This is a genomic window from Bacteroidota bacterium (assembly GCA_039821555.1).
Taxonomy (GTDB): Bacteria; Bacteroidota; Rhodothermia; order Rhodothermales; family Rubricoccaceae; genus JBCBEX01.
On sequence record JBCBNX010000006.1, the window covers coordinates 168,507 to 192,686 of the forward strand.

General features: G+C 67.5%; 21 protein-coding genes. 7 read left to right on the forward strand and 14 right to left on the reverse strand.

Going from position 1 to position 24,180, the window contains the following annotated elements; translation table 11 throughout:
* Window positions 1-152: 152 nt before the first annotated feature.
* A complete protein-coding gene (locus AAFU51_09685; GenBank protein MEO1571526.1) occupies window positions 153-788 on the reverse strand; it encodes an NlpC/P60 family protein in 636 nt (211 codons plus the stop codon).
* A gap of 173 nt (window positions 789-961) precedes the next feature.
* On the opposite strand from AAFU51_09685, the gene AAFU51_09690 reads away from it, so the two are divergent.
* Together AAFU51_09690 and AAFU51_09695 are read left to right on the forward strand one after the other, a co-directional pair.
* Complete coding sequence (locus AAFU51_09690) at window positions 962-1,291, forward strand: YtxH domain-containing protein (GenBank protein ID MEO1571527.1); 330 nt, start codon at window positions 962-964, stop codon at window positions 1,289-1,291.
* Window positions 1,292-1,325: 34 nt separating this feature from the next.
* Window positions 1,326-1,868, forward strand: a complete 543-nt coding sequence (locus AAFU51_09695; protein MEO1571528.1) for a BrxA/BrxB family bacilliredoxin — start codon at window positions 1,326-1,328, stop codon at window positions 1,866-1,868.
* Between the two features lie 30 nt (window positions 1,869-1,898).
* Here the strand turns inward: AAFU51_09695 and AAFU51_09700 are convergent, their stop codons facing one another.
* The 9 genes from AAFU51_09700 to AAFU51_09740 all read right to left on the reverse strand — a co-directional run bounded on the left by AAFU51_09700 (window position 1,899) and on the right by AAFU51_09740 (window position 12,378).
* Window positions 1,899-3,467 carry a lipopolysaccharide biosynthesis protein gene (locus AAFU51_09700; GenBank protein MEO1571529.1) on the reverse strand — a complete coding sequence of 523 codons (1,569 nt, stop codon included), beginning with the start codon at window positions 3,465-3,467 and terminating at the stop codon, window positions 1,899-1,901.
* The gene (locus AAFU51_09705; GenBank protein ID MEO1571530.1) at window positions 3,464-4,471 is read right to left on the reverse strand and encodes a GNAT family N-acetyltransferase; all 1,008 of its coding nucleotides are present in this window, start codon (window positions 4,469-4,471) and stop codon (window positions 3,464-3,466) included. Before AAFU51_09705 ends, AAFU51_09700 begins: the two co-directional genes overlap by 4 nt.
* Before the next feature lie 128 nt (window positions 4,472-4,599).
* Entirely contained in the window at window positions 4,600-6,021 is a 1,422-nt protein-coding gene (hslU, locus tag AAFU51_09710) for an ATP-dependent protease ATPase subunit HslU (protein ID MEO1571531.1), read from the reverse strand.
* A gap of 51 nt (window positions 6,022-6,072) precedes the next feature.
* A complete protein-coding gene (locus AAFU51_09715; GenBank protein MEO1571532.1) occupies window positions 6,073-7,011 on the reverse strand; it encodes an NYN domain-containing protein in 939 nt (312 codons plus the stop codon).
* 81 nt (window positions 7,012-7,092) lie between these two features.
* Window positions 7,093-7,686, reverse strand: coding sequence for an ATP-dependent protease subunit HslV (gene hslV / locus AAFU51_09720; GenBank protein ID MEO1571533.1), 594 nt, complete (start codon window positions 7,684-7,686; stop codon window positions 7,093-7,095).
* A gap of 149 nt (window positions 7,687-7,835) precedes the next feature.
* Window positions 7,836-9,356, reverse strand: coding sequence for a D-alanyl-D-alanine carboxypeptidase/D-alanyl-D-alanine-endopeptidase (gene dacB, locus AAFU51_09725; protein MEO1571534.1), 1,521 nt, complete (start codon window positions 9,354-9,356; stop codon window positions 7,836-7,838).
* Between the two features lie 32 nt (window positions 9,357-9,388).
* Window positions 9,389-10,219, reverse strand: coding sequence for a rod shape-determining protein MreC (gene mreC, locus AAFU51_09730; GenBank protein MEO1571535.1), 831 nt, complete (start codon window positions 10,217-10,219; stop codon window positions 9,389-9,391).
* A 140-nt stretch (window positions 10,220-10,359) separates the two neighbouring features.
* On the reverse strand, window positions 10,360-11,364 hold the full coding sequence (locus AAFU51_09735) for a rod shape-determining protein (protein ID MEO1571536.1): 1,005 nt from the start codon (window positions 11,362-11,364) through the stop codon (window positions 10,360-10,362).
* Between the two features lie 147 nt (window positions 11,365-11,511).
* A complete protein-coding gene (locus AAFU51_09740) occupies window positions 11,512-12,378 on the reverse strand; it encodes an undecaprenyl-diphosphate phosphatase (protein ID MEO1571537.1) in 867 nt (288 codons plus the stop codon).
* Window positions 12,379-12,641: 263 nt separating this feature from the next.
* Here AAFU51_09740 and AAFU51_09745 point away from each other — a divergent pair, with 263 nt between their 5' ends.
* The 3 genes from AAFU51_09745 (at window position 12,642) to AAFU51_09755 (ending at window position 14,761) form a co-directional block, all read left to right on the forward strand.
* A complete protein-coding gene (locus AAFU51_09745) occupies window positions 12,642-13,190 on the forward strand; it encodes a flavin reductase family protein (GenBank protein ID MEO1571538.1) in 549 nt (182 codons plus the stop codon).
* Between the two features lie 207 nt (window positions 13,191-13,397).
* Entirely contained in the window at window positions 13,398-14,213 is an 816-nt protein-coding gene (locus tag AAFU51_09750) for a methyltransferase domain-containing protein (protein ID MEO1571539.1), read from the forward strand.
* A 125-nt stretch (window positions 14,214-14,338) separates the two neighbouring features.
* Window positions 14,339-14,761 (forward strand): biopolymer transporter ExbD, encoded by a 423-nt coding sequence (locus AAFU51_09755; protein MEO1571540.1) that lies wholly within the window; start codon window positions 14,339-14,341, stop codon window positions 14,759-14,761.
* Between the two features lie 57 nt (window positions 14,762-14,818).
* Here the strand turns inward: AAFU51_09755 and AAFU51_09760 are convergent, their stop codons facing one another.
* From AAFU51_09760 to AAFU51_09770, 3 genes are all read right to left on the reverse strand, one after another.
* Entirely contained in the window at window positions 14,819-17,041 is a 2,223-nt protein-coding gene (locus AAFU51_09760; protein MEO1571541.1) for a protein-disulfide reductase DsbD domain-containing protein, read from the reverse strand.
* Between the two features lie 191 nt (window positions 17,042-17,232).
* Complete coding sequence (locus AAFU51_09765; protein MEO1571542.1) at window positions 17,233-18,603, reverse strand: hypothetical protein; 1,371 nt, start codon at window positions 18,601-18,603, stop codon at window positions 17,233-17,235.
* A gap of 111 nt (window positions 18,604-18,714) precedes the next feature.
* Window positions 18,715-20,364 (reverse strand): tetratricopeptide repeat protein, encoded by a 1,650-nt coding sequence (locus AAFU51_09770; GenBank protein MEO1571543.1) that lies wholly within the window; start codon window positions 20,362-20,364, stop codon window positions 18,715-18,717.
* A gap of 238 nt (window positions 20,365-20,602) precedes the next feature.
* Here AAFU51_09770 and AAFU51_09775 point away from each other — a divergent pair, with 238 nt between their 5' ends.
* A complete protein-coding gene (locus AAFU51_09775) occupies window positions 20,603-22,381 on the forward strand; it encodes a T9SS type A sorting domain-containing protein (GenBank protein ID MEO1571544.1) in 1,779 nt (592 codons plus the stop codon).
* Window positions 22,382-22,557: 176 nt separating this feature from the next.
* The gene (locus AAFU51_09780) at window positions 22,558-23,217 is read left to right on the forward strand and encodes a redoxin domain-containing protein (GenBank protein ID MEO1571545.1); all 660 of its coding nucleotides are present in this window, start codon (window positions 22,558-22,560) and stop codon (window positions 23,215-23,217) included.
* 84 nt (window positions 23,218-23,301) lie between these two features.
* Here the strand turns inward: AAFU51_09780 and AAFU51_09785 are convergent, their stop codons facing one another.
* A complete protein-coding gene (locus AAFU51_09785; protein MEO1571546.1) occupies window positions 23,302-24,123 on the reverse strand; it encodes a 2-phosphosulfolactate phosphatase in 822 nt (273 codons plus the stop codon).
* Window positions 24,124-24,180 lie beyond the last annotated feature (57 nt).

Below are 24,180 nucleotides of genomic sequence, written 5' to 3' on the forward strand. Positions count from 1 at the left end.
GGAGCAAGCCGACGGCGACGGCAGCGAGGGCGCAGCGATCGGTCGGGCACCAAAAAACAAGAACGCCACGCCCCGATAGACCGGGATGCGGCGAACTGCTTCTCAATATACGTCCGCAAGCCCCGCCGGTTCGGCAGCGGGCCTGCGTGACGCTACCATCCGGGGCGGAGAGCGGGCGAAGTCGGGCGCACGGGGACGGGCGACACAGGGACGTCGGGCGCCTCGGCGACGACGGGCTGCAGCGTCCCAAAGCGGGGCAGCACGCGCCGCGCGGTCCAGTACTTCCGGGTGTAGTACCCTTCGAGTGACGAGACGGTGACGCCCTGGCTGCTGGACGCGTGCACGAACATACCGTCGCGGAGATAGACGCCCACGTGGTTGCGGCGGCGGCCGGTCTTGAAGAAGATGAGGTCGCCGGTCTGGAACTCGCCCCAGGCGACCTCTTGACCGACAAGCACCTGGGTGTGCGTGGTGCGTGGGAGCGGTACGCTGAACGTCTCCTGGTAGAGCGCACGAACGAACGCCGAGCAGTCGATGCCGTTGCGGGTGGTGCCGCCCCATTTATAGGGCACGCCCAGCCATCGGTCGGCGGTGGCGCGGAGGCGGACTTCCGTCTCGGCCTCTGTGTGCGGAGCCTCGGCGGTGGGGACGAGGGGCGTCAGCGGCGCATCGAGACGGGCGCTCCCTGCGCAGCCAGCCCACAGCCCAAGGGCCAGCAGCAGCGCACAGAAACGCATCGTCCGCGAGGCGACGTGTACGCACGCCCGGTCGGCGTACAGTCGGGTCATTGGAGATGTGAAATGAGTGAGGTGGATGCAAGATACGGCAATTCTTGTCGAAACAAGCACAGATCATACCGGGACGCGCCCAGAGCCCACTGGCTACGGAACCGCCCTGGACTGGCGCGAATTCCTGAACCCGACCATGCCGACGCTCCCTGTTCTAACCTCCACGCTGCCGCATGCTCCGGTTCTCCCGCCCCACGCCCGTCCCCCGCGCCTCCCGGCTCGAACGGCTCGTGGTAGCCGGCCTCGCCTTCGCCAGCGGTCTCTGTTTTGGGATGCTGCTGGCCCCGCGCTCGGGGGCCGACACCCGTGAACGGATCGGCGAGCAAGCGCGCACTGCCTCGACGTGGCTCGAAGACCAGGCGCGTGCCGTGACCGAGCCGACCGCCGATGCGCTGCGCGAGACGACCGAGGCCGCCCGCCGCCGCTACATCCCGCTCGCCGGGAGCGAGTGGGACCTGGTCGACGGCCGTGCCATCATGGCCGATGTCCAGCGGAGCCGCTAGCCCCAGCTTTCCCCAACCCTGACCGATCCTACCCATGCCTTACCCTGAAGCCCTCGTCGCGCCGATGCGCGCAGAACTGACCCGCCTCGGCGTCAACGAACTCCGCTCCGCCGACGAGGTGGACGCGCTCTTCGATGCGCCAGACGGCACGACCCTCGCCGTCGTCAACTCGGTGTGCGGGTGCGCCGCGGCCAACGCCCGGCCTGCCGTCGCGCTCGTGAGCCAAGCCCCGATCCCGCAGCCGGACCGCATGGTAACGGTCTTCGCCGGGCAGGACCTCGACGCCACGGCGCGCCTGCGCGAGCACCTCGCGGGCATCCCGCCGTCCTCCCCGTCGATGTTCTTGCTGGTGGACGGCGATCCCGTCTTCGCCGTCGAGCGTCGCCACATCGAAGGGCGCAGCGCCTCGGCCATCGCTCAGGACCTCGCGCAAGCCTACCAGAAGTTCTGCGGCGAGGCGGCCAGTGCTGAGGCAGCCGGTGCTGAAGGCGATGGCGCCACCGAGCGCCCCGAGGTCAACGAGGCCCCGAACCAGCGCGGCGACCTACCCTCGACGTTTAAGTCGATTCTGTCCTAGCGGTCGCTTCCGTAGCGACTCCGCTCCGACTCAAGAAGGAGGGTGCTCGTCCGAGTGCTCTCCTTTTTTGTGGGCCAGCTGCTCGCTACGAGGTGTCCGGGCACTCCGAAGCGCTCGTCTGCCCAGTGCCAGTGTGACGAGGCCTCCCAAGACCGTGGCCGTAAATGTCCAGGCCAGTCCAAGCGCGCTCCACTCGACGACCGCGACGAGCGCTACGAGAGGAATAGCGCGAACGAGCGCGGCGCCAGCGTCCGTGAGGACGCCGCGATAGGGGACGCGGGCCAGGTGCAGCATCCAGGCGAGGTGCGCCACCCGTAGCACCGCGCCGAACACGCCCGCGACGAGCACCGTGCCCACAGCATCGAGCGAGAGGCTAGCGGTCGTAATCGCCCCCGTCAGCACCACGAACATCACGATGCTGAAGCCGAGGTCGGCACGCTGACGTTCGAGGACATCGAACAGGGCCGTCATGGGCGCGGCGATGGCGGCGAGCAGCACCCACGGCGCGGTGAGTTGGGCGTAGCGCCCGGCCTCCGCCCACACATCGCCGAAGACGAACGCGAATAGCGACGGCCCAGCGACCAACACCGCGAGGCTCGGGAAGAGCGTCACGGCCCACATCCCGCGCAGCACCGTCCGCGTCAGCGACGGCAGCGTCCCGGCCCGGTGCGCATCGGCGGCGCGCACGAAGAACACCTCGCCCACAGCGCCTGTGACGAGGCCGAGTGGCAAGGCCAGCGCGCCGAAGGCCACACCGAACTGACCGACGACGGCGCTGCCAAAGAACACCGCGAGCAGCAAGACCGGCGCGCGTGTGGCCGCCACGTTGAGCAAGGCCGCCGGTGCTGAGAAGCGAGGGAAGCGCTGGTAGCGCCCGGCGAGGCGCACGACGCCCGCTCTCGACACGGCACCGAAGCGGGCACGGTCGCGCGTGAGCAGCCAGACGCCGCCGACGAGCGCGCCGACGAGAAAGCCAACCACCACGCCGCCCACGAGGCCCAGCGCAGCAAGCCTGGAGCCCGCGCCCCCGGCGATGACACCCGCAGCGAGAGCGATCCCGACGCCTAGCTGGACGGCCAGCGTCGTGCCGCTCTGAACGACCCGCAGGGTGGAGACGAGGCGGAACCGGTCGAAGCGGCTATGCCAGACGGTCAGCGTCTGCACGGCCTCCGCGGCGAGGAGCGCTACAGGAAACAGCACCAAGGCCATGCGCGCGACGGGGTCAGCGAGCACGGTCGGAGCGAGACCCGCCGGAACGAGCGGCACGAGCGCACTCAGTAGCGAAACCGCCGTCGCGCAGCCGAGCGCGAGCACGAACAGGCCCGCAGCGCGGTCGTCGGAGCGAGGCAGGAGGAGCGTCGAGCGGTAGCCGCCCGAGGCGACCGTCGCCCCAAGCGAGACGAGCGTGGTGAAGACCGTCAGCACGCCGAAGTCGTCGGGTGTGTAGAGCCGCGTCAGGACCGGCCGGGCGGCGAACACGAGCGCCTGCGCTGCTGCCGTCCCGCCGACGAGCGTGAGGATCGGGGCGAGCAGCGAGGACCGTGCCCATGCCGTTCGCGAGCGTGCGCGCCACCCTCCGGGCTGGTCCGATTCCGTCACCGGAGCGCTCGGAGGAGACGTAGCGCCCGCGACGGTGCCACCTCGACGCGCGCCGAGGCGACCAGCGGGAAGCCCAGCCGCCGCTTGAAGGACGAGACCGTCTGCAGATTGCCACCGACGAGGTCGATGGTCGGGATACCGTCGTCGGCGAGGGCGTCGGCGGTCGCGGCCATGAGCATGAGCATCCCCGCGCCAGGGTCTGCGCTGCCGGCCCAGAAGTAGCCTGCGAGGTCGTCGACCGTCGTGGCAACCGCGCCGACCGGCGTGCCATCGCGCTTCGCAGCGACCAGAATGCGGCCTAGTCCGCTCGCAACGTGGGCGCGGACAAGCTGTTCGAGGGGATCCTCCGCGAACCCGAACTCGCGCCCTTGCCTGCGAAACGGCCGCGTCACGAAGTCGGCAACGAGCGCGGTGGCGCTGTCATCGCGCTGGAGCACGAGGCCATTCGGGCGCGGCGAGCCATCGGTGCGGGTGGCGCGGTTCTCCCGGACCATCTTGCGCACGTAGGGCGGGACCGTGCCGCCCCAGTCCGAGGCGCCCGCGTAGGTGTGGCGTGGGGTCACGTCCCACCCAGCCCAGGCAAACGGTCGCGTGTCCGCAAACGCAGGGGGCAGGTGCAGTTCGACGAAGTCGGCGCGGTCACCGAGCGCCTCAATCCAACACGTGAGCGCGCCCTCAGGCGTACCTAGCGGGTTCGACCCCGACAGCGTATCGCTGAGCGAGGTGGCGCACACAGGGCCGCCGTAGGGCGTCAGCGGCGGTACGACCGCGAGGCGAAACGGCCCCCGCTGCTTCCAGAACACCACACCGGCAACGCGTGGGTCCTCACCTGGGATACCGACGCTGAGGAGTTCCCCGGTCAGCCCAAAGGCCGCGCAGGCTGCATCGGCATGCACGAGCGTGTGGAACGGCGTTCGCTGCGGACTCGCACCGAGCAGCGCCGCATACGCCGCCCGCGCCGAGGCGTTGTCCAGCGAATGCCACGTGGCGCGAAGCTCGCTCATGCTGGAAAAAAGAAGCAGCGAGGGGGTCGCTTTACCTTTGAGGTGCAGACAGGCTCAGTCCGATGCGCAACAAGGAACGCGCAACACCTGCTGAGACGCTGAGCCTGCCAGACTGGACCGGGAAACGGCTAGAGGATATACTGGCTCAGGTCGCGGTCCTCGACGATGTCGTGTAGGCGCTCGCGCACGAACGCGCCATCGATCTCGACGGTATCGCCCTCGACGCCCTCGGGCATCTCGAAGAGCAACGCTTCCAGGAGCGTCGTCAGGACCGTGTGCAGCCGTCGCGCGCCGATGTTCTCGACCTCCTCGTTGACGCGCGCCGCTGTTTTGGCAACCTCGCGGACGGCGGCGTCGGTGAAGGTGAGCGTCACGCCGTCCGAGGCGAAGAGCGCCTGGTACTGCTTCGTGAGCGCGTTCTTCGGCGCCGTCAAGATCTGCACGAACTCGTCCTCGCCGAGCGTGCTCAGCTCCACGCGAATCGGGAAGCGGCCCTGCAACTCCGGGATGAGGTCGCTCGGCTTCGAGACGTGGAAGGCGCCCGAGGCGATGAACAGGATGTGGTCGGTCTTGACAATACCGTGTTTGGTAGTCACGGTTGAGCCCTCGACGATGGGCAGCATGTCGCGCTGGACGCCTTCGCGGCTCACGTCAGGGCCGCTGCCGCCACCCGTGCCTGAGCCGCGCCCCGCCACCTTGTCGATCTCGTCAATGAAGACAATGCCCGACTGCTGGACGCGCTCAATAGCCTCGGCCGTCGCCGACTCGTGGTCGATGAGCTTCTGCGCCTCCTCCTGAATCAGGATCTCGCGGGCCTCCTCAATCTTGACACGCCGCTTCTTGCGTTGCTTGCCGCCGAGGTTGCCAAACATCTCCTGCAGGTTGATGCCCATCTCTTCCAGCCCCATCGGGCCAAACATCTGGAGGGTGGGGTTGTTGGTCGCGGTCACCTCGATCTCGACTTCCCGTTCGTCGAGTTCGCCGGCACGGAGCATGTCGCGGAACCGGGCCCGGGTGCGCTCTCGGAGCTCGGCCTCGCTTTTGGGTTCGCTGTCGTCTTGCTCTTCCTCCTGGGGCGTGAACACGAAGCCGGGGCCCTGGATAGCAGGGCGGTTCGACTTCTTCGCGTTGGCGGGCGGGATGAGCAGGTCGAGGATGCGCTCCTCGGCGCGGGCGCGGGCGGGCTCCTGCACGCGCTCGGCCTGCTCGGCCTTGACCATATTCACGGCGAGGTCCGCGAGGTCGCGCACCATGCTCTCCACGTCGCGGCCGACGTAGCCAACCTCGGTGAACTTCGTGGCCTCCACCTTGATGAACGGGGCCCCGGCGAGGCGGGCCAAGCGGCGGGCGATCTCCGTCTTGCCCACGCCCGTCGGGCCGATCATGATGATGTTGTTGGGCATGATCTCGTCGCGCATCTCGGGCGGCGCGTTGAGCCGCCGCCAGCGGTTGCGCAGCGCGATGGCGACCGATTTTTTCGCCTCGGTCTGCCCGACGATGTACTTGTCGAGTTCCGCGACGATCTGCCGCGGGGTGAGTTCTTCTGTCATGGGAATGCTGTGCGTCGGTGGACGATGGAGACGGAGCGGCGCTGGGCGCACCTACTCGTCGTCGTCGAGCGAGCCTGTGGCTTCCAGGGTTGGCGCGGCGGCGCCAGCCGTGCCACCGCGCTCGGCATACTCGGCGCGCACTTCCAGCACGGCCGGGTGCTCGTCGTTGACGATGAGCACGGTGTAGTCATAGGGCATCCCGCGGCGGCGCTCTAGGCGAACGGCCCCGCACTCTTCGAGGTCGCCGATGAGCGACTTCGGGTCGTGGTCGTCCATCTCGCCGAGCTCCTCCGAGAGGCGGCGCAGCAGCGGCGTGAGGTAGATCTCGTCGTACTGTCCGAAGAACTCCTCGATGATTTCCAGGGCGTCGTAGTCGCGCTCGTTGGGCGGGTCGGTGATCTCCGCAAAGTCGGTGATGGTACCCGCGGGCGCCGCCGTCTGGTTCTCCTCCTCCAGGAGGTCGACGGTGTCCTCGCTCAGGAGCGACTCGGCGAAGACATAGGTGCCCATGCCGGTCTGTTCGAGGAGGCGCGCCGAGAGGTGCTCGCGGAAGGCGATCACGCGCACACGGCGGCCGCGCGCCTTGAGCGCCTGCACGACGGGGACGTAGTCGCGGTCGCCCGAGACGAGCACGAACGGGTCGATGTCGTCGAAGCGCTCCGAGTAGCGGATCGCGTCGATGGCCATCTGCAGGTCCGTCGTGTTGCGGTGCATCGTCGAGGGGACGAACTGCGGCTGGATGCCGTTGAGGTAGAGCGCCCGCTGGACGTGGCGCACGTGCTCGTCGATGCCCGCGAAGTCGGCGTAGGCGAACCCGCGCCCAACGTGAATGCCCTCGCCGTCGAGGTGGCGTCGCAGCCCCTCGATGAGCTCGATGGTGACGTCGCTCGGCGAGCCGGGGTGCATAAGGCGGTTCTTGAGGTAGTAGTAGAGGTTTTGGTAATCGATCAGGACGGCTGCGGCCTGAGGATGACTAGGAGACGTGGTCATAGCTGGATGCCTGTGTGCAGAGTCAGGAGTAAAGCGTGAAGAGGACTGGAGTGAGGCGCTGGACGAAGTCGCTGACAGCCGTCATTCGGCGTCGAGTTCGAGGATGGTGAGGCGGTCGTTGGTGTAGATGCAGATGTCGGCGGCGATGCGGAGGCCTTCGTCCACAACCTCGCGCGCGGTGAGGCCGTCGGCGTGCTTCATCATCGCGCGGGCGGCGGCGAGCGCGTAGGGCGCGCCGGAGCCGATGGCGAGGATGTCGTCGTCGGGCTCGATCACGTCGCCGGTGCCGGAGATGAGGAGCAGGCGGTCGGGGGCCGCCACGGCGAGGAGCGCTTCGAGGCGGCGGAGGTAGCGGTCGGTGCGCCAGTCCTTGGCGAGCTCGACGGCCGAGCGCGCGACGTTGCCACCGTGCTGCTGCAGCTTTGCCTCGAACCGCTCGAAGAGGGTAAAGGCGTCGGCCGTGGCCCCGGCGAAGCCTGCCAGGATCTTGCCGCCATGGAGCGGGCGCACCTTCTGCGCCGTGTGCTTGAGGACGGTGTCCTTCATCGTGGCCTGCCCGTCGGACCCGAGCGCGACCTTGTCGCCGACCCGGACGCCGAGGACGGTTGTAGCGTGTATCGTCGGCGCGCCGACAAGCGGGCTGTGCCCGGAAGCCGGGCCGTAGAGATGCGTCATGCGAAAACGAGTGGAGGAAGCGCCACCGTGCGTTCCGAGGACCCGTAGGACGTCGTCAAACCAGGGGCGGCATCAACGGCCGCTGTGGAGAAGGACTGCACTAGAAATCATCGGAGCGCCCGCGAATATTGGCGGCGCGATCATGCCCCTTATCGAGGCCAGCTTGCTAGAAGTTCCACGATGGCGTCCTGCGTGGCGTTCACCTGGCGCGTGCGGACGCTGTAGTGGTTGGCGAGGAGCGCGAAGCCGAGCCGCGAGCCGCCCGCCGTGGTGACGACGCCCACGAGCGCCCGCGCGCCGGTGATGAAGCCCGTTTTTGCACGGACGTTGCCCCCCGCGCGTCCCGTCTGGAAGCGCCGCGCGATCGTGCCGTCCCGCCCGCCGACCGGCATCGAGTCGAAGAACGCCGCGCGCACGGCGGGCTCGGGATGGCGGTCCATGTAGGTGAGCAGCGCCGTGAAGTCTGCCGGGCGCACGAGGTTCTGGTAGGACAGCCCCGAGCCGTCCCGTACCCGCACGCGGCTCGTGTCGACGCCCGCGCGGCCGAGGAACGCCCGCGTGGCGAGCGCGCCTGCCCGGAAGCTGCCTACTTCGGGTGCATCGTCCTCCTGGGCCTCCGACAGGGCTGGGTAGATCTGCGCGCCGAGCGTCTTGAAGAGGTGCTCGGCCGCCAGGTTGTTGCTGCGCACGTTCACGTCGCGCGCGATCTCGGCCAGCGTCGGCGACGCATGCGACGCGAGCGTCGCCATCTGGGCGTAGTCGAACGTCGCATCGGAGAGCGCGTCCGCGTCGAAGGCCTGGCCGTCTACCTCAATGCCTTGCGTTTCGAGTGTTTCGAGGAGCACCTGTGCGAAGTAAGCCGTCGGGTTGTGCACGGCGATGGCCTCGAAATCTTGGCGGCCTGCAGCAACTGTGCTCGATACGGTGATCGTGTTGCCGGAGAGGTCGCGCGCGTAGCCTTCGTCGTAGGGCGTCCCGGCGACGGCCGTCTGGCTCGTGTTCTCGACGCGCACGTAGGGCGTCATGGCAGGCTCCCAGGTGATCCGCGTCGGCTGGCCCGGCGTCGTAGCCTCCACGAGCAACTCGACAGTGCCCTCGTTGTAACTCAGGCCCGCGATCTCGGCGGCGTAGTAGAACGGCAGGTCGTCCCAGGACCAGGCCGGGCCGAGCGCCGTCTCGTCGAACACGTCGTCGTCGCCCAGGATATCGCCGGTGATGCGGGTGATACCGCGCGCCCGGAGCGCGTCTGCCCAGGCGCGGAAGGTGAGCGTCTTGTCGCCCTCGGTGTAGCGCCCGCCGATCGTCGGGTCGCCCACGCCGCGCACGACGAGATTGCCAACCAGCGTGCTACCCTCGATCCGCCCATCGAGGTAGAGCGGCGTCACGTAGCGGAACGTGGGCCCGAGTAGGTCGAGCGCGGCGGCAGTCGTGAGCAGCTTCTGCGTGGATGCCGGGATGAAGAGCTTGCTCTCGTCGCGGCGGTAGAGCGTCTGGCCGGATTCCAGGTTGACGACCTGCACGCCCCAGTGCGCGTCCTCGTAGGCAGGCACGTCCAGCAGCGCGTCGATCTGCGCGGTCAGGTTGGGCTGGGCCGCTGCGACCGGAGTTAGGGAATAAGGAATAGGGGATAGGGTGAGCAGAAACCAGGCAGCAGCACAGCATCTATACACGGCTCCAACTTCTAACTTCATACTACAAACCTCTAGCTTCCCTCAGCTTCGAGGGCGGCGCGTTCGGGGTCGGGGGTGCGGAGGACGACATACACGTAGTCCACGGTGCTGATCGGCGCGGCGGGTTCGACGAAGAGCACGTAGTCGTTGCGCCCGCCCGCTACGAGCACCGAGTCGATGCGACCGATGGGCAGGCCGGGCGGGAAGACGTCGCTGAAGCCGCTCGTCACGACGCGCTGCCCGACGCGGACGGGCTCCGTGCGGACGATGTAGTCCATCGTGAGGCGGTCGTAGGCGGTCCCGTCCCAGCGCACGAGGCCGTCGCGGCCCAACTCGTTGATGCGGGCGGGGACGGCGAAGTTGGTGTTCTGGTGCGGCAGCACGAGGCTGTAGTTGGCGCTCACGAGGCTTACCTTGCCGACGAGCCCGCGCTCGTCCATGACGGGCATGTCGAGCGCGACGCCGTCGTTGCGGCCCACGTTGAGCGTGAGTTGGTTGCTCTGGCGCGTGAGGTCCTTGCCGACGACGCGCGCCGGGAGGAGGTCATAGTCCGAGGAATCGCTCAGGGCGAGCAGGCCGCGCAGCCGCCGGTTCTCCGCGCGGGCCTCACGCAAGAGCGCCGCCTCAGCCGCCAGATCAATGGTCGCGGCGCGGAGCCGCTCGTTTTCCTGGAGGGCCGCGGTGTAGCGCCCGGCCCACGAGAAGACGCCCTCGACGCGCGCCGTGAGGTCCAGCGCCGCCGCCCGAGCGGTGCGCAGCGCAGGACCGTTCTGCCGGAGCAGCAGGAGCAGACTCGCCACGAGCAGCACCGCGAGCAGCACGAAGTCGCGGGCGCGTTCCCAGAGCCGTCCGGCGAGGGTCATAGCGAGGAAGCTAGCGGCAGGTGGGGAGGGCTGGTCCCGGCCAACATACCGAAGGGCGAGGGCGGGAGAACAGCCACGGAATTCGTTCGACGACGAGGCGAAAGCCGATGTGCTTCATCGCCAATCGCCAATCGCCCTACTTATTTGCTCAGCACCTTGTCGAACTTCTCGATCTCCTCCAGCACCTGACCCGTGCCGCGCACGACGGCCGTGAGCGGGTCCTCGGCGACGAAGACGGGCATCTCGGTCCGCTCGCGCAGATGGCTGTCGAGGCTCTTGAGCATCGCGCCGCCGCCCGTGAGCATGATGCCGCGCTCCAGGATGTCGCCGCCCAACTCCGGGGGCGTCCGTTCGAGCGCGCGCATGACGGCCTGCACGATCTGCTGGACCGGGGCGCGGAGCGACTCGCGGACGTCCTCGCTCGTGATCTCGCGCGTCTTCGGCACGCCCGAGACGAGGTCGCGGCCCTTGACGGAGAGCACCAACTCGGGATCAAGCTCGGACGCGCTGCCGATCTCGCACTTGATGCGCTCGGCGGTGCGCTGCCCGATGAGCAGGTTGTGGTGTTTGCGGAAGTACTGCAGGATCGCCGCGTCCAGTTCGTTGCCGCCCACGCGGATCGACTCGTCCACGACGATGCCTGAGAGCGCGATCACGGCGATCTCCGTCGTCCCGCCGCCGATGTCCACGATCATGTTGCCGATGGGCGCCTGCACGTCCAAGCCGATCCCGATGGCGGCGGCCATGGGCTCGTCGATCAGGCCGACCTGCTTGGCCCCGGCGTTGATGGCCGAGTCGCGCACGGCGCGGCGCTCGACCTCGGTGATGCCGCTCGGCACGCAGATCACCATCCGGCGCGGATTGGTGAACCGCTTGTTGACAGCCCGCTTGATGAGTTCCTTGATGAGCACCTCCGCTACGTCGAAGTTGGCGATCACGCCGTCGTTGAGCGGCCAGATCGTCTCGATGTCCTTGTGCGTGCGCTCGTGCATCTGGAGCGCGTCGAAGCCGACGGCCTCGGGCTGGCCGGTCTTGCGGTTGAGCGCGACCACGCTGGGCTCGTTGAGCACGATCCCCTGGTCCTGGATGTGGATCAGCGTGTTCGCCGTGCCGAGGTCGATGGCGACGTCCGTCGAGAAAAACAAAGCGGTGGGGGCTGGAAGAGAAGCGGAGGGCGCAGAGCCGCAAAAAGTACGGGCACCAACGTGGCAGAAGGGCGAATCTGCATGCCCCGCGCTTGAGTTTTCAGCGGAATGTGGAAAAAGCCGCCGTGCGCCGCCTGCGATTCTCGGCTACGCGACGAACGTGAGCCAGACGAGGCCGAAAATGCCGACCGTGTAGCAGTAGTAGGCGAAATACTGCAGCTTGCCGCGCTTCACGAAGTCGATGACGACCTTGATGGCCCACACGCCGGAGACATAGGCCACGGCCGTCCCGACGAGCAGCGGCACCCAGTCCACGGTCGCGCCCGTTTCGAGCAACTCCAGCGTCTTGAGGAGCGTCGCGCCGAGGATCACGGGCAGCAGCATCAGGAACGAGAAGTCGGCGGCCTCGCGGCGGTCCACGTTGAGGTAGATCGCCGTACAGATCGTCGAGCCGGAGCGCGAGATGCCGGGAATCATTGCCATCGACTGCGCGACGCCGACGAGGATCGCCTTGACAGGACTCAGCTGTCCCTGCGGGTTCTTGCGCAGCAGCGTGAGCAAGAGCAGCGTGCCCGTCACGAGCAGCATGCCACAGACGAGCCGTGGGTCGCTGAAGGCAGCTTCGAGTTGGTCCTTGAAAAGGACGTAGACGAGCCCCGTCGGCACCATCGAGATCAGGATGAACGCGATCAACCGCAGCGACACCACCGGCGATGGCGCGCCCACGCCCGTCGACTCGATGCGCCCGGCCCGCAGCGATTCACCCCACGTCGAGGGCTGCGTGAGCGCCTTGAGGCCGCCCGAGATGAGCCGCAGGATGCGCCGCCAGTAGACCGTCACGATGGAGAGCGTCGTCCCGAAGTGGACGAAGACCTCGAAGGTGATGTCGTTGGCGGCGTCGCCGGAGAGGCCGAGCACGTACTCGCCGAGGACGAGGTGGCCGGAGGAGGAGATCGGGAGAAACTCTGCGAGGCCTTGGACGAGGCCCAGGATCGCGGCTTGCCACCAAGTCATAGGGTGTTGCGGTGTGGCGGTAGGGCAGTAGTGCGGTGGGGCAGGGGGGCGATGACGCGAGCGGGCGGCAGCGCTGAGAACAGCCAAGCTAGGCGCGTCAGGGCAGGGGACGTCAAGCGCTGTGCCGCTTTCCCGCGGCTCTTCGCACAACAAGCGCCGTGGTTTCGCTCGCGTGCCGGAGCAGAACTCGGGTCCTGAAGAACTAGCGTACGGCCTCGAACGTTGACATCGCCCATCTCGTCTCTTTGCCTCTCTCCTGTCTCATGCGCGCTACGCACTCGCCCGCCTCGCCCCCCGCACCCATTGACCTGGGCGACGCCCTCCGCCACGCGATGCGGCATGTCGCCAGCCCCGTGACCGTCGTGACGGCGGCCTCTGGCCCGACAGCGACGGACGCCGTCGTGCGCGGGGCTACCATCGGCTCGTTCACGAGCGTCTCGCTCGACCCGCCGTTGGTGTCGTTCAACGTAATCCGGGGCACCGGCCTCCACGGCGTGCTGGAAACGGCGGAGGCGTTCTGCGTGCATCTACTCCACGCAGGGCAGGCTCACCTCGCCACGCACTTCGCGGTGCCCGACCTCACGAGCGCCGAGCAACTCGCTACGATCCCGCACCGTCTCAATGACGCAGGCGTCCCTGTCCTAGACGGCGCGATGGGCGTCTTCCATTGCCGCGCCTGGGCCCGTCACCGCGCGGGCGACCACGACCTCATCCTCGGCGAAGTCACCCGCGTCGAGGGCGGCTCGGGCGAGGAGCCGCTGCTCTACTACGCGCGCAGCTACCGGACTGTGGGCGAGGCGCCCTTGGACTGACATGGTGCAAGGCTGTCCGCAGGACCTCCTCAGAGGAAGGTCTTGGTACTTCCCAAGCGTGCATTCTGCGGTGTGGATGTTCGTATTCGACCGGGTCGTCTTGCCTCAGTCGAACTTTCGCGTCTACGTTAGCGCACGCGACAGCCTCTCGCTGCGGCTGTGTGGCAACCCGTTGTATGTCTACCGAACGAAGCCTACCGAACGAGCATGAGCGATGTCTACGTCCACGGTTACGAAGCCCGCGAAAACGAGCGGCTACAAGACCAAGCCGATACCCTCGTCGATCTCCTCCACGGAGACACCGCGTATCCAGATGGCAGCCGCGTGCTGGAAGCTGGGTGTGGCGTCGGCTCACAGACCGTGACCTTGGCGCAACGGAGCTCCGGCGCGCACTTCACCTCGGTCGATGTCTCGGCAGCATCCCTGGCCGAGGCCGAGCGGCGGGTTCGAGCCGCTGGATTCTCGAACGTCGAGTTTCAGCAGGCCGACATCTTTGCGCTTCCGTTCGCGCCCGCTTCCTTCGATCATGTCTTCGTTTGCTTCGTTCTGGAGCACCTCGCTCGCCCTGTAGCTGCGTTGAGCGCCCTCGCCGACTTAGTTCGTCCCGGTGGGACTGTCACCGTCATCGAAGGAGACCACGGCTCGACGTATTTCCACCCTGACAGCAGCGCTGCCCACGCGGCGATCCGCTGCCAGGTCGAACTCCAGCGCCGGGCAGGCGGCAACGCGAACATTGGGCGTCAGGTATACCCGCTCATGGCAGCGGCCGGGCTCGCCGATGTGCGCGTCGCACCTCGCACGGTCTACGTGGACGCGAGTCGCCCGGGCTGGGTCGAGGGGTTCATCCGACGGACGTTCACAGCCATGATCGAGGGCGTACGGGCGCCGTCGGTGGAGGCGGGGCTCCTGAGCGCCGAGACGTTCGACGAAGGCGTCCGCGACCTCTACCGGACAGCTGAGCCGGACGGGACATTCTCGTACACCTTCTTCAAAGGCGTCGGACACCGAGCGGCCGCAACGTGAGGCCGGGCCGTGGCGTCCTATGCGCCGGTTCTATGATCGGCCTACGAGAGCTGCACGCGACTGATAGTCGTGGGCCATGGGTCCGTGTGCTTGGCTGATTAATCCACTCTAGCCTGATGTCCGCCGTGCGTTTCGCGCTACTTTTCGTAGTCCTGCTGACCGCATCGGCCCGCGCGCAGGAGTCGCTCTACATGCCGCCGGCCTCGGAAATACCGCCCGTAGAGGGTCCCATACTGCCCGTGCGCGTCCTCACCGACGGGGCGGCGCACGTCGATGGCGTGGTGGCAGACTCCGCCCGAGTCGTTGCGGCCGTGCGCCAGCATATTCGCGCGCACCCCGACGGCGCCGTCTCCTTCTCGATGGCCTCGGGTGCTCTATATGCCCGCTACATTCACGTTCTCGATGCGATAAGGACGGCCTGCCGGATCGAGCGGGACCTCGTCGCCGTCCGCGACTTCGGGGCACCGTTCGCCGAACCGAGCGACGCAGCGCGCGCAGCAGTCCGGAAGCAGGTTCCAATACGAATAATCATGGAGAGGCCTGAGTAGCGCGGTTCAGCATCGCCGTAGCCTCGCCCTCCGGTACGAAGGGCGCGGCGGAGCCTCTTACCGAGCCGCGAGGCCATCGCGCGTGGGCACGACCTCGTCCAACGCGTCGAGGACGACGCCAGGGGTCAGCACCTCGGGAAGCAGCACGGGCTCGCCGTCGGGTGGGTAGAGGACGTAGAGGGGGACGCTGGAGCGGCCGAAGCGCGCCAGCTCGGCCGCGATGACGGGATCGCGGTTGGTCCAGTCGGCGGTGAGCGGCGTCACGCCATGCGCGTCGAAGGCGTCGGCGACGGTCTGCGTGCGGAGCGCGACCTGCTTGTTGACCTGGCAGGTGATGCACCAGGTGGCGGTGAAGTCCACGAACGCCGCTCGGCCCTCGTCGTTGATGGCGGCCACACGCTGGGGGGAGAACGTGCCCCAGTCTACATCATCCGCTGCGCCTCGCACGACCCCGGAGGAGGACGCGCCGGATGCCTCAGCCCCACGCAGCGTGAGCGCCACGACCGCTACCAGCGCCGCGAGTGCTAGGCCGCGCGTCACGAGGCGAACGGTGCCGTAGGCGTGCTGCCAGCGACCATAAAGCCACGCGGCTAGGCCAAGTGCTGTGGCCGCGCCGAGGAACAGCGCCACGCCGTTCGGGCCGACTTGGAGGCTGAAAACCCACACGAGCCACACCACCGTCGCGAAAAGCGGGAAGGCGAGCGCCTGCTTGAACGTCTCCATCCACGGGCCGGGGCGCGGCAGGCGGCCGAGCAAGCGGGGCGCATGGCTCAGCGCGACGTACGGCAGGGCCATCCCGAGCCCGAGCGCAGAGAACACAGCCAGGGTAGAAGTCGCGGGCTGGCCGAGCGCCCACCCGAGTGCGGGGCCCATCGTGAACGGGGCCGTGCAGGGCGTCGCGACGAGCGTGGCGAGGACGCCGCTGAAGAACGCCCCCGATGCGCCCTCGCCCTGGTCCAGCCGGCCCGCTTTCGACTGCACGCCGAGGCCGAACTCGAAGACGCCGAGCAGGTTGAGCGCGAGCGCGAAGAAGAGCAGCGCCATCGCTGCGACGAAGAGGGGGCTTTGGAGCTGGAAGCCCCAGCCGAGCGCCTCGCCGCCCGCCCGCAGCGCGAGCAGCACGCCCGCGAGCACCCAGAACGACACCAGCACGCCCGCGCCAAATAGCCAGCCGTTGCGGCGCATCGTCTGCGTGCCGTCCGCGGAGCCGCCGTGCTGCGCGAAGCCGAGGACCTTGATCGAGAGGATCGGGAAGACGCAGGGCATGAGGTTGAGCAGGAGTCCGCCCAGGAGCGCGAAGCCAAGCGCGAACAGCAGATTGCGTGGCATCGTCGTGCCCGTCAAGCCCATCGCGCCGGTGGTGCCCGCGCTCGCGCTCGCGCCGAGCGGGGCCTCGATCCAGAGCGCGCGGTGGGTGCCGTCGAACGTTGTGCCCTCGCTCGCGACGAGCACGCCTGCAATCAGAGCCGGGTCCGTCTGCGCATACTCCGAGCGCGCGAGCGCGAGTTGGACTGTGCCGTCGTCGGCGCGTGCGATCGCTTGGGGGGCGTTGTGCTGGATGACCTGCTCCTCGCTCGCAAAGAAGTAGGCGTTTGCGAGAGCGCCCGCTTCCATCTCCAGACCACCGAGTACGAGGGCGAACGTGTCGCCTGAACGCGACGCGGTCGCCGTGAGACCGTCGAGGTCGTGCGGGAGTTTGGTGCGCGTCTCGGCTATGCGGGACGCCCAGACTGGATCGGGCGTGGCTGCGCCAGCGACGGAGAGCGAGAGGGCGACGTCCTGGGTAGCGGTGAGGCAGACCTGCTCGCAGATGAGCCAGTCCGCAGTGCCCGCCAACGTGATCGATGTGCCGGGTGCTAGATCAGCGGGGGGCGTGACCTCGATGAGGTGCAAGACCTCGTCGTAGTAGGCATAGGTCATGAATGGCTCCACGGGGACCTGCTCTGGGTACGGCCATTGGATCGGACCGGCCTCGAAGCCGTCGGGGAGCCGCCAGTTGATCACCGTGGGGAGCCCCGAGTCGCCGGGGTTGAGCCAGTAGCTATGCCACTTCGGCTCCATCGTAAGTCGTAGCGCGACCGTGAACGGCTGCCCTGGTGCGAGCTGGGCGACCTCGCTCACCAGAGACGCATCGGAGTGTGGGCTGGAGTCCTCCGCCGCCGCAGGGGGCGCGCCGAGCAGCATCCCGCCGCCCTGCGCCATGGCAGGCGGAGTGACAACCGGCGAGGCGAAAAGCGCCGTGAGTAGGGCAACGCCACAAAAAAGCGCCGTGCGTGTCATAAACGTCGAAATTCGGCGACGAGGTGCTTCATTGAAAGACGCGAAGCGATGAGGTCGGTCAACGCAGCGGGCCACGGTCTTCTCACAACGGAGTCCCTACTGCAGAGTTCATAGGCCTCGCGCGGATCCGCTCATTCTTACCAGAGCGCTGCGCAGTTGGAAGAGGCCTGCATCGGCAGAACGACGAGGCTCTAACGGATGACTGAGATCTTCTCGACCACCTGACGATCCTGAGCGGAAAAGGCGATGTAGTACTGCCCCGACGGGAGGCTGAGCCCGCCCAGGTCCAACGAGCCGGTGCTGGTCGTCTGCGGCTCCTCGGCGAAGCGTCGTGCGAGGTAGAGGCGGCCTAGCGTGTCGTAGATCCGCACGTCTACGATGGTGGCGTTGCCGAAGGAGATCGTGAAGTCGACCCGACCGCCGGAGCGCACGAGCCGAGGGCCGAAGTCGTCGAGTCGAAACACCTCGATGGTAGGGTTCGGCGTTGGGGGCGGCGGTCCGGTGCCCACACACGCATCGTTGCCCAGGTCGATCACGACGGGGCTTTGGGTACTCAGCAGGCGGAGACACTCCCCCGCGAGTTCCCAGCCGAGATCCTCCATCACGGCACACGTGAGCGCTCCGGGCGAGAGGATGCGCTCGCCCTGCACGAAGAAGGGCGTCATCAACGACTGCGGGCTCGGCTCGCTAAACGTGCTTTCGTTAAAGTGGGAGTAGGACGAACCCGGGTTCCACGAGGTCGGTGCGTAGAGAGGCGTCGGCGTCCCGTCGGTGGTAGAGTCGATCGTGGGCCCCGTCAGAAAGAGTGCCTCGCCGGTTAGGAGTTCGCGTAGCGCTCTGGAGGGGCGCGGGTACAGCGTCTCGTCGAGGGCGCGGTTGCCATCACAGTCCCGAGCCAGCAGGTCAAACGCGAAGGGGTCGCGGTTGCCCGAGGTGGAGACGAGGGTGCCCTGGTTGCCCTCGACGGTGAGGCCGCCGATGAAGCCGAGACCATGCGCAAGCTCGTGCAGCACGACGGTCGTGAAGTCGAACTGGGAAGGACCTGGCGTCCCCGTTCCAAAGTGCCAGCGGTTGAACGCCGCGTTGAACTCGGCGCTGATGTCGGGGCTGCCCGGCGCCACGTCGCGACCGGCTCGGCTGTTGAGGAGCGCAATCGGGTACCACACGTTGGCCTCGAAGCCTGCCGGTCGGCTGTCGCCCTCGTCGAACTGCGCGATGAACGGACCCGCGGCGCCGAGCGTGGTCTCGCTGTCGAATTCCACCCACTCGGCGTTGACCCGTATGGGTACGGCCGAGACTACAAAGTCCGCCCAGAGGTCCACCGCGCGCTGGAAGGCTGCCTGAGCCTGAGCGGGAAACCCGGTGTAGATCACCTCGAAGGTTGCGGCAGCTCCCCGCGACTGGACCACCACCGTCGGTGTCGTTCGAGCGTCTGGACGCGGCGTGTCGGGCAGCGCGTGGGCGTAGACCGGACCGGCAATCTCAGAGGGAGCCTGGCCTAGAACGGGTCCCCCCAGGAGTAGGGCGAGAGCCGGAAGGACGAGGCGGAGGCGCGGGACCATCAGGACAGGTGGAGAAGTGGCAGAAAAGGGCAGGGGAGAGGCGGTACGCTGGCAAGTTCGGTGCCGGGTGCGCGAGCACGCCAAACGATACGGGATGTCGGAAAAGACCCGTCAGTGGTCGAGGCGGTCGAGCGCGGCGCGGGCGCGTTGTTCGAGGGCCCGGTGGTAGTCGAAGGGCTCGTCGTAGCGCAGGACGGCCTCGTAGGCGGCCCGCGCTTCGGCGCGGTTGCCCTGCTGCTCGTGCACCTCGCCGGTGTAGAACTGGGACCAGGGGCCCCAGCGCGCGAGCGCGTCACCCGGGTTGGCGATGGCGATGGCATAGTGGCGGAGCGCTTCTCGGGGTTCGCGGTCTTCGTGGAAGGCCCGTCCGCTGCGGTAGGCGGCTTCGGCATACTCCACGGGGGAGGCCGCGCCCGGGGCGAGGAGCGGCTGCATCGTAGTCACGGCTTCGGCATAGCGCCCCCCGTCGAAGGCGTTGCCGCCGCGCAGCAGCAAGCGCTCGGTGGTCGTCAGCGGGGCGTCGATGCGACGTTGCGCCTCGCGGAGGGCTGCCGCGTCGGCGTCGAAGTCGCGCTCGGATCGGATGCTGCGATAGTGAATCAGGGCACGGTCGCGCTGACCATTCATCTCGCGGGCGAGGCCAGCGCTCAGGTGGGCGCGGGCGCGGAGGGCCTCGCCGCCGAAGTCGGCCAGGTAGCGCTCGAAGGTGGTCGCAGCATCGGCGAAGCGGTTCTGGCGGTAGAGCGCGTCCCCGAGGTAGTAGCGGCTGTAGCGGAGCGGAAAGACCGCGGCGCGCTCCTGGGCAGCGAGGGCCGTGCGTAGGTGCCGCTCGGCATCGGCAGCGCGTCGGCGCTTGAGGAGAGCGTAGCCGTAGAGATGGTTGACGAGGGCGCTCTCGGGGTGCCGGGCGTGCAGCCGCTCCATGTAGCGCAGGCCGCCGCGCCGGTTGTTGTTGAGCGTGAGGTCGGTGATGGCGAGGGCGACGAGGGCCTCCTCCTGCTGCGTCTGGCTGCGCGTGGCGGCGCGCTCCAACTCGTCCATGCCTGCTTGGACGGTGCCGTCGAACCCGGCTAGCTTGGCAAGCCAACGATAGCCCTTGGGGACAGAGCCGACGGCCACGTGGCAGAGCCCAAGGCCTTTGTAGGCGTCGTGGAAGTCGGGATAGTCGCGCACGAGCCGCTCGAAGCCGCGGAAGGCGGCCCGGCCGGCCAGGGCCGCCCGCGTGTACTGGGCGAGCTTCAGGTGCGCCGTGGCCCGGGAGAGTTCGCGCTCGGCGGCGATGAGGCCGCGCCACGGGGAAGCGGCTGCGTCGTCCAGCGCCGTCTCGGTACGGTCGCTCCAGTCGAAGAACGCGTCGAAGTGGCGAGCGTCTTCAGTGACGAGCCCGCGCCAGAGCGCGATGGTGGCTAGGTGGTGGTAGGCCGCCGGGCCGCCGGGCTCCAGTTCCGCGAGGCGCTCGAACTGCGCGGCAGCCTGGTCAAGTTCGAAGGCGAGCAGGTGCGCGCGCCCAGCCGTAAGCAGCGCCGCGCCCTCGTCGGTCGCTACCATCATGATGCGGTCGCGCGGCGCGGGCATGATGCGATCACGCAGCACGAGGTCAGTACTCGGAACCTGGTTCGAGGCATCCAGAGCACGGAGGCGGACCTCGTCACGCTCAGTGCCCAACATGGGATCGAGGCCAGGTGCGGCGAACGCTGCAGCGCCCGGGTGCGCGCCGACGAGCCACGCTACGAGGAGCCAAAAAACTTGGTGGTGGATCATGCTACACCCAACGCTGAGAGCAGGCGGCATCGTGCGTGAAAACAAGAACGAAGAGCAGTCGCAGGGAAGTCACTTCACGCTCCCATAAGAAAATGAGACAGCAACGTCCCACAGGGGAGCACGGTGTTCCTGAGTTTACGGTGATGTGCACGGGGATGCGTATGTTGCGCCGATACGTGCTGGGTCTTCTTGGCGCACTTTAGACCCAGTCCCTCCTTCATTCTACCTCTCTCGCACCATGAAGCTCGCTACTCGTCTTGGGACCGGGCTGCTCGGCACCCTCCTGCTCTTCTCACTCAGCACCCCTGCACAAGCCCAGTTCACCTGCGAGAACGACGTGTTCATCTCGCAGTCCTTCGACAACGGAGCAACCTTCCAGCTCAGCCGCCTCGACCAGTCCGTCTTCCCCTACACGCTCAATTCGATCGGAACAACGACGGTCGAGTACAATGCGCTCGGTTTCAACTACCTCGACGGGTTCGTCTACGGCATCAGGCCGACCGCACCCAACAGGATGTACCGCATCGATAACACGGGCACGCCGATCTCCATCGGCACCGTGGCGGGGCTGCCGCCGCAGAGCTACTTCTCCGGGACCATCTCCCGCAATGGCACGCTCTACCTCATCAACGGCGGGGACCCGCTCGTGACACCCCGCAACCTCTACGTGATCTCGGGCCTCGACACCGGGACACCCACCCTGGACGCCACGATTCCGATCGGGCTGATCGGAGGCACCACGGGAGCGCGCGTGTCTGACATCGCCCTCACCAACGACGACAGCTTCCTCTACGGCTTCACGCGCAACACCAACCAGGTCGTCCAGATTGATCCGGCGGACGGCGCGGTGGTCGCACTCCCCGCGACGAGCTCGCTTGGCACCATCGGTGGCATGTGGTTCAACAGCTACGGTGAGCTCTTCGGGCGGCGCGGCACGGTCGATGGCAGCTACTACCAGTTCGACCTCGTCTCGGGCGCGGCCACGGTGGTCTCGACCGGCGTCGTCTCGCGCTTCAACGACGCTGCCTCGTGTCCCTACGCGGTCGGCTTCACGAAGGAAGCAAGCCCCACCACCGTGGATCCGGGCGACGCGTTCACCTACACGTTCACGCTCTTCAACAACGGCGCGGAACTGACGGGTATCGACTTCTCGGACGTGCTGCCGAGCCCCCAACTCGCGTTCGTGGACGGCACGCTCTCGACCACGCTCGGCGGGACGACCAACGCCTTCGGCGGCACCAACACCCTCACCATCACCGACATGACGCTCCCGGCCAACACGGCCTCGACGATCACGGTCGATGTGTTTGTACCTGCCACCGCGCCGGCCGTCACGTTCGACAACCAGGCTACGCTCTCGGACCTGGGCGTCTTCCTCGGCGAAACGCTCAACTCCGACGATCCAACCACGGTCATCTTCGGTGACCCGACCACGGTGAGCATCAACATTCCGGTTGAACTCACGACGTTCGACGTGCAACTCGACGGCCGGGCGGCACAGCTTGCGTGGGCGACGGCCTCCGAGACGAACAACAGCGGGTTCGAGGTGCAGATGCGCGGTCCCCAGGGCGCGGACTTTAGCGCCCTCGCGTTCGTCGAGGGCACGGGCACCACGACGGAGGCTCAGGCCTACCGCTTCGCCACGGATGCCCTCTCGCCGGGCACCTACACGTTCCGTCTGAAGCAAGTCGACTTTGACGGCGCGTTTGCCTACAGCCCTGAGGTCGAAGCGACCATCGAGCTCCTGGACGCCTTTGAGCTGGCCGATATCTACCCGAACCCGTTCGGCGCCCGCGCGGCCACGCTGTCCCTCGCTGTCCGCGAGAGCCAGGCGGTCACCGTGACGCTCTACGACGCGCTCGGCCGCGCCGTAGCCACGCTACACGACGGGTGGATCGAAGCCGGCGCGGCCCTCCCGATGGAGATCGACGCCACGAGCCTGGCCAACGGCGTCTACGTCGTGCGCGCTGCCGGCACCGACTTCGCGACGACGCGCCGCGTCACCGTGGTGAAGTAGCACAGTAAAGCAACCACGTTCACGTGGTCTCTTGCACCTGCCACGGGTCCGGCTCCACCACGGAGTCGGACCCGTATTTTTTGAGACGGCCGCGCGGTGCAGTTCTGCGCAACACGGACGGATCTGCTTCGTTGCTCTGGGGCAATTCACCCGTTCGGCTGTTCTCTCACACATCCATGTCTGCTACCTCCATGAAGCGCTTTGTCCTCCCCGTGCTTGCTGTGGCGCTCGTCGCCCTCGTGACCACCGGGTTCACGCTCCCGTCCACTTCCTCCGACGCGACCCTGCCCGACGGCCCTGAGATCGGCGCCGCGGCTCCCGCCTTCACGCTCACCGATACCAACGGTACCGAGCACGCGCTCGCTGACTTCGCCGGCCAGTATGTCATCCTAGAGTGGCTCAACTTTGACTGCCCATTCGTCAAGCGCCACTACCAGACCGGCAACATGCAGCAACTTCAGCAGCGTGCGGCGGAGAACGACGTCGTGTGGTTGTCCATCGTCTCGTCGGCGCCGGGCAAGCAGGGCCACTTCTCGAACGAAGTCATGAACGAGCGCGCTGCCCAGGTGGAGGCGCAGCAGGCGGCTATCCTGATGGACGAAAGCGGAACTGTCGGCCGTGCCTACGAGGCCGCCACGACTCCGCACATGTACGTGATTGCACCGGACGGCACGCTGATCTACAAAGGTGGCATCGATGACAAGCCGCGCGGCCCGATCGCCGAGGCGACCGATTATGTCGGGGCCGCCGTCGAGGCGCACATGCAGGGCGAGCCGGTAGCCGTGCCTACCTCGGTGCCCTACGGCTGCTCCGTCAAATACGCCACGGCGGGCTAGCGCTACGCCTGTGGTCAAATAGTCGCGGGCGGCTCTCCCCAGAGGGCCGCCCGCGCTCGATTCTACGCTCGTAGGCTGAGTCCGTTACGACTCGGTGCTCGCCACGCGCTCAGCCAGCGTCTGTTCGGCAACCACTTTGTCCTCCCCGTCAAGGAGGAGACGGTTGTCGTGGAACAGGGGCAGGACCGGGACCGCGTCCATCGTCGCACAGTAGTCGAGATCGGCTCCCTGGCCGAGCCCGATGAGGCGGCGCGCGTGCTCGCTTTCCTTCAGCGCCTTAGCGAGGCGGCGGCGGTCGGCACGGTATTGCGCGTGGGCGATTCGGCAGGCATCGGTGGCATCGGCGGGAACGGTTCCGTCCCAGAGGCGGTGCAGCACGTAGCCAGCGAAGAGCGTGTCTTCGAGGGCGATACGGCCCTGCCAGCCCGCGCAGTGGAGCACGATGTCCGTCTCGCAGGTGCGCAGAAAGTCGATCACGCGGCTGGCGTTGAGGAAACAGCCGACAGTGACGGCGTGGGCCTGCTTGGCCTGCGCGATAGTCTGCGTGCCGTTGGTCGTAGTCAGGACTACGGTGCGGTCGTGGACGGCCTCGGGCGTGTACTCTGCGGGCGAGTTGCCGACCTGGAAGCCGTCGATGCGCTTCCCGCCGCGCTCGCCGCCTAGCAACCCGGTGTCCGCGTCGAGGTTGGCTGCGAGCCGACCCGCCTGCACCATGTCCGAGACGGGGATGACAGCCTTAGCGCCGTTGGCGAGGGCCGTCACAATGGTCGAGCACGCACGCAGCACGTCGATAGCGACTACGGTGGTCCCGCGTAGGTCGTCCTCAGACGGCGAGTTGGCAGTAAAGAATACCTCGACGTTCATGCGGAGGGCGGAGGGGTGGAAACGTAGAGTGAGGGGGCGCATGTAGGCCAGGTCCCGCAGGCCTAACAAGCGCGGCGAGCAAGGTACGCCCGTTCGGGT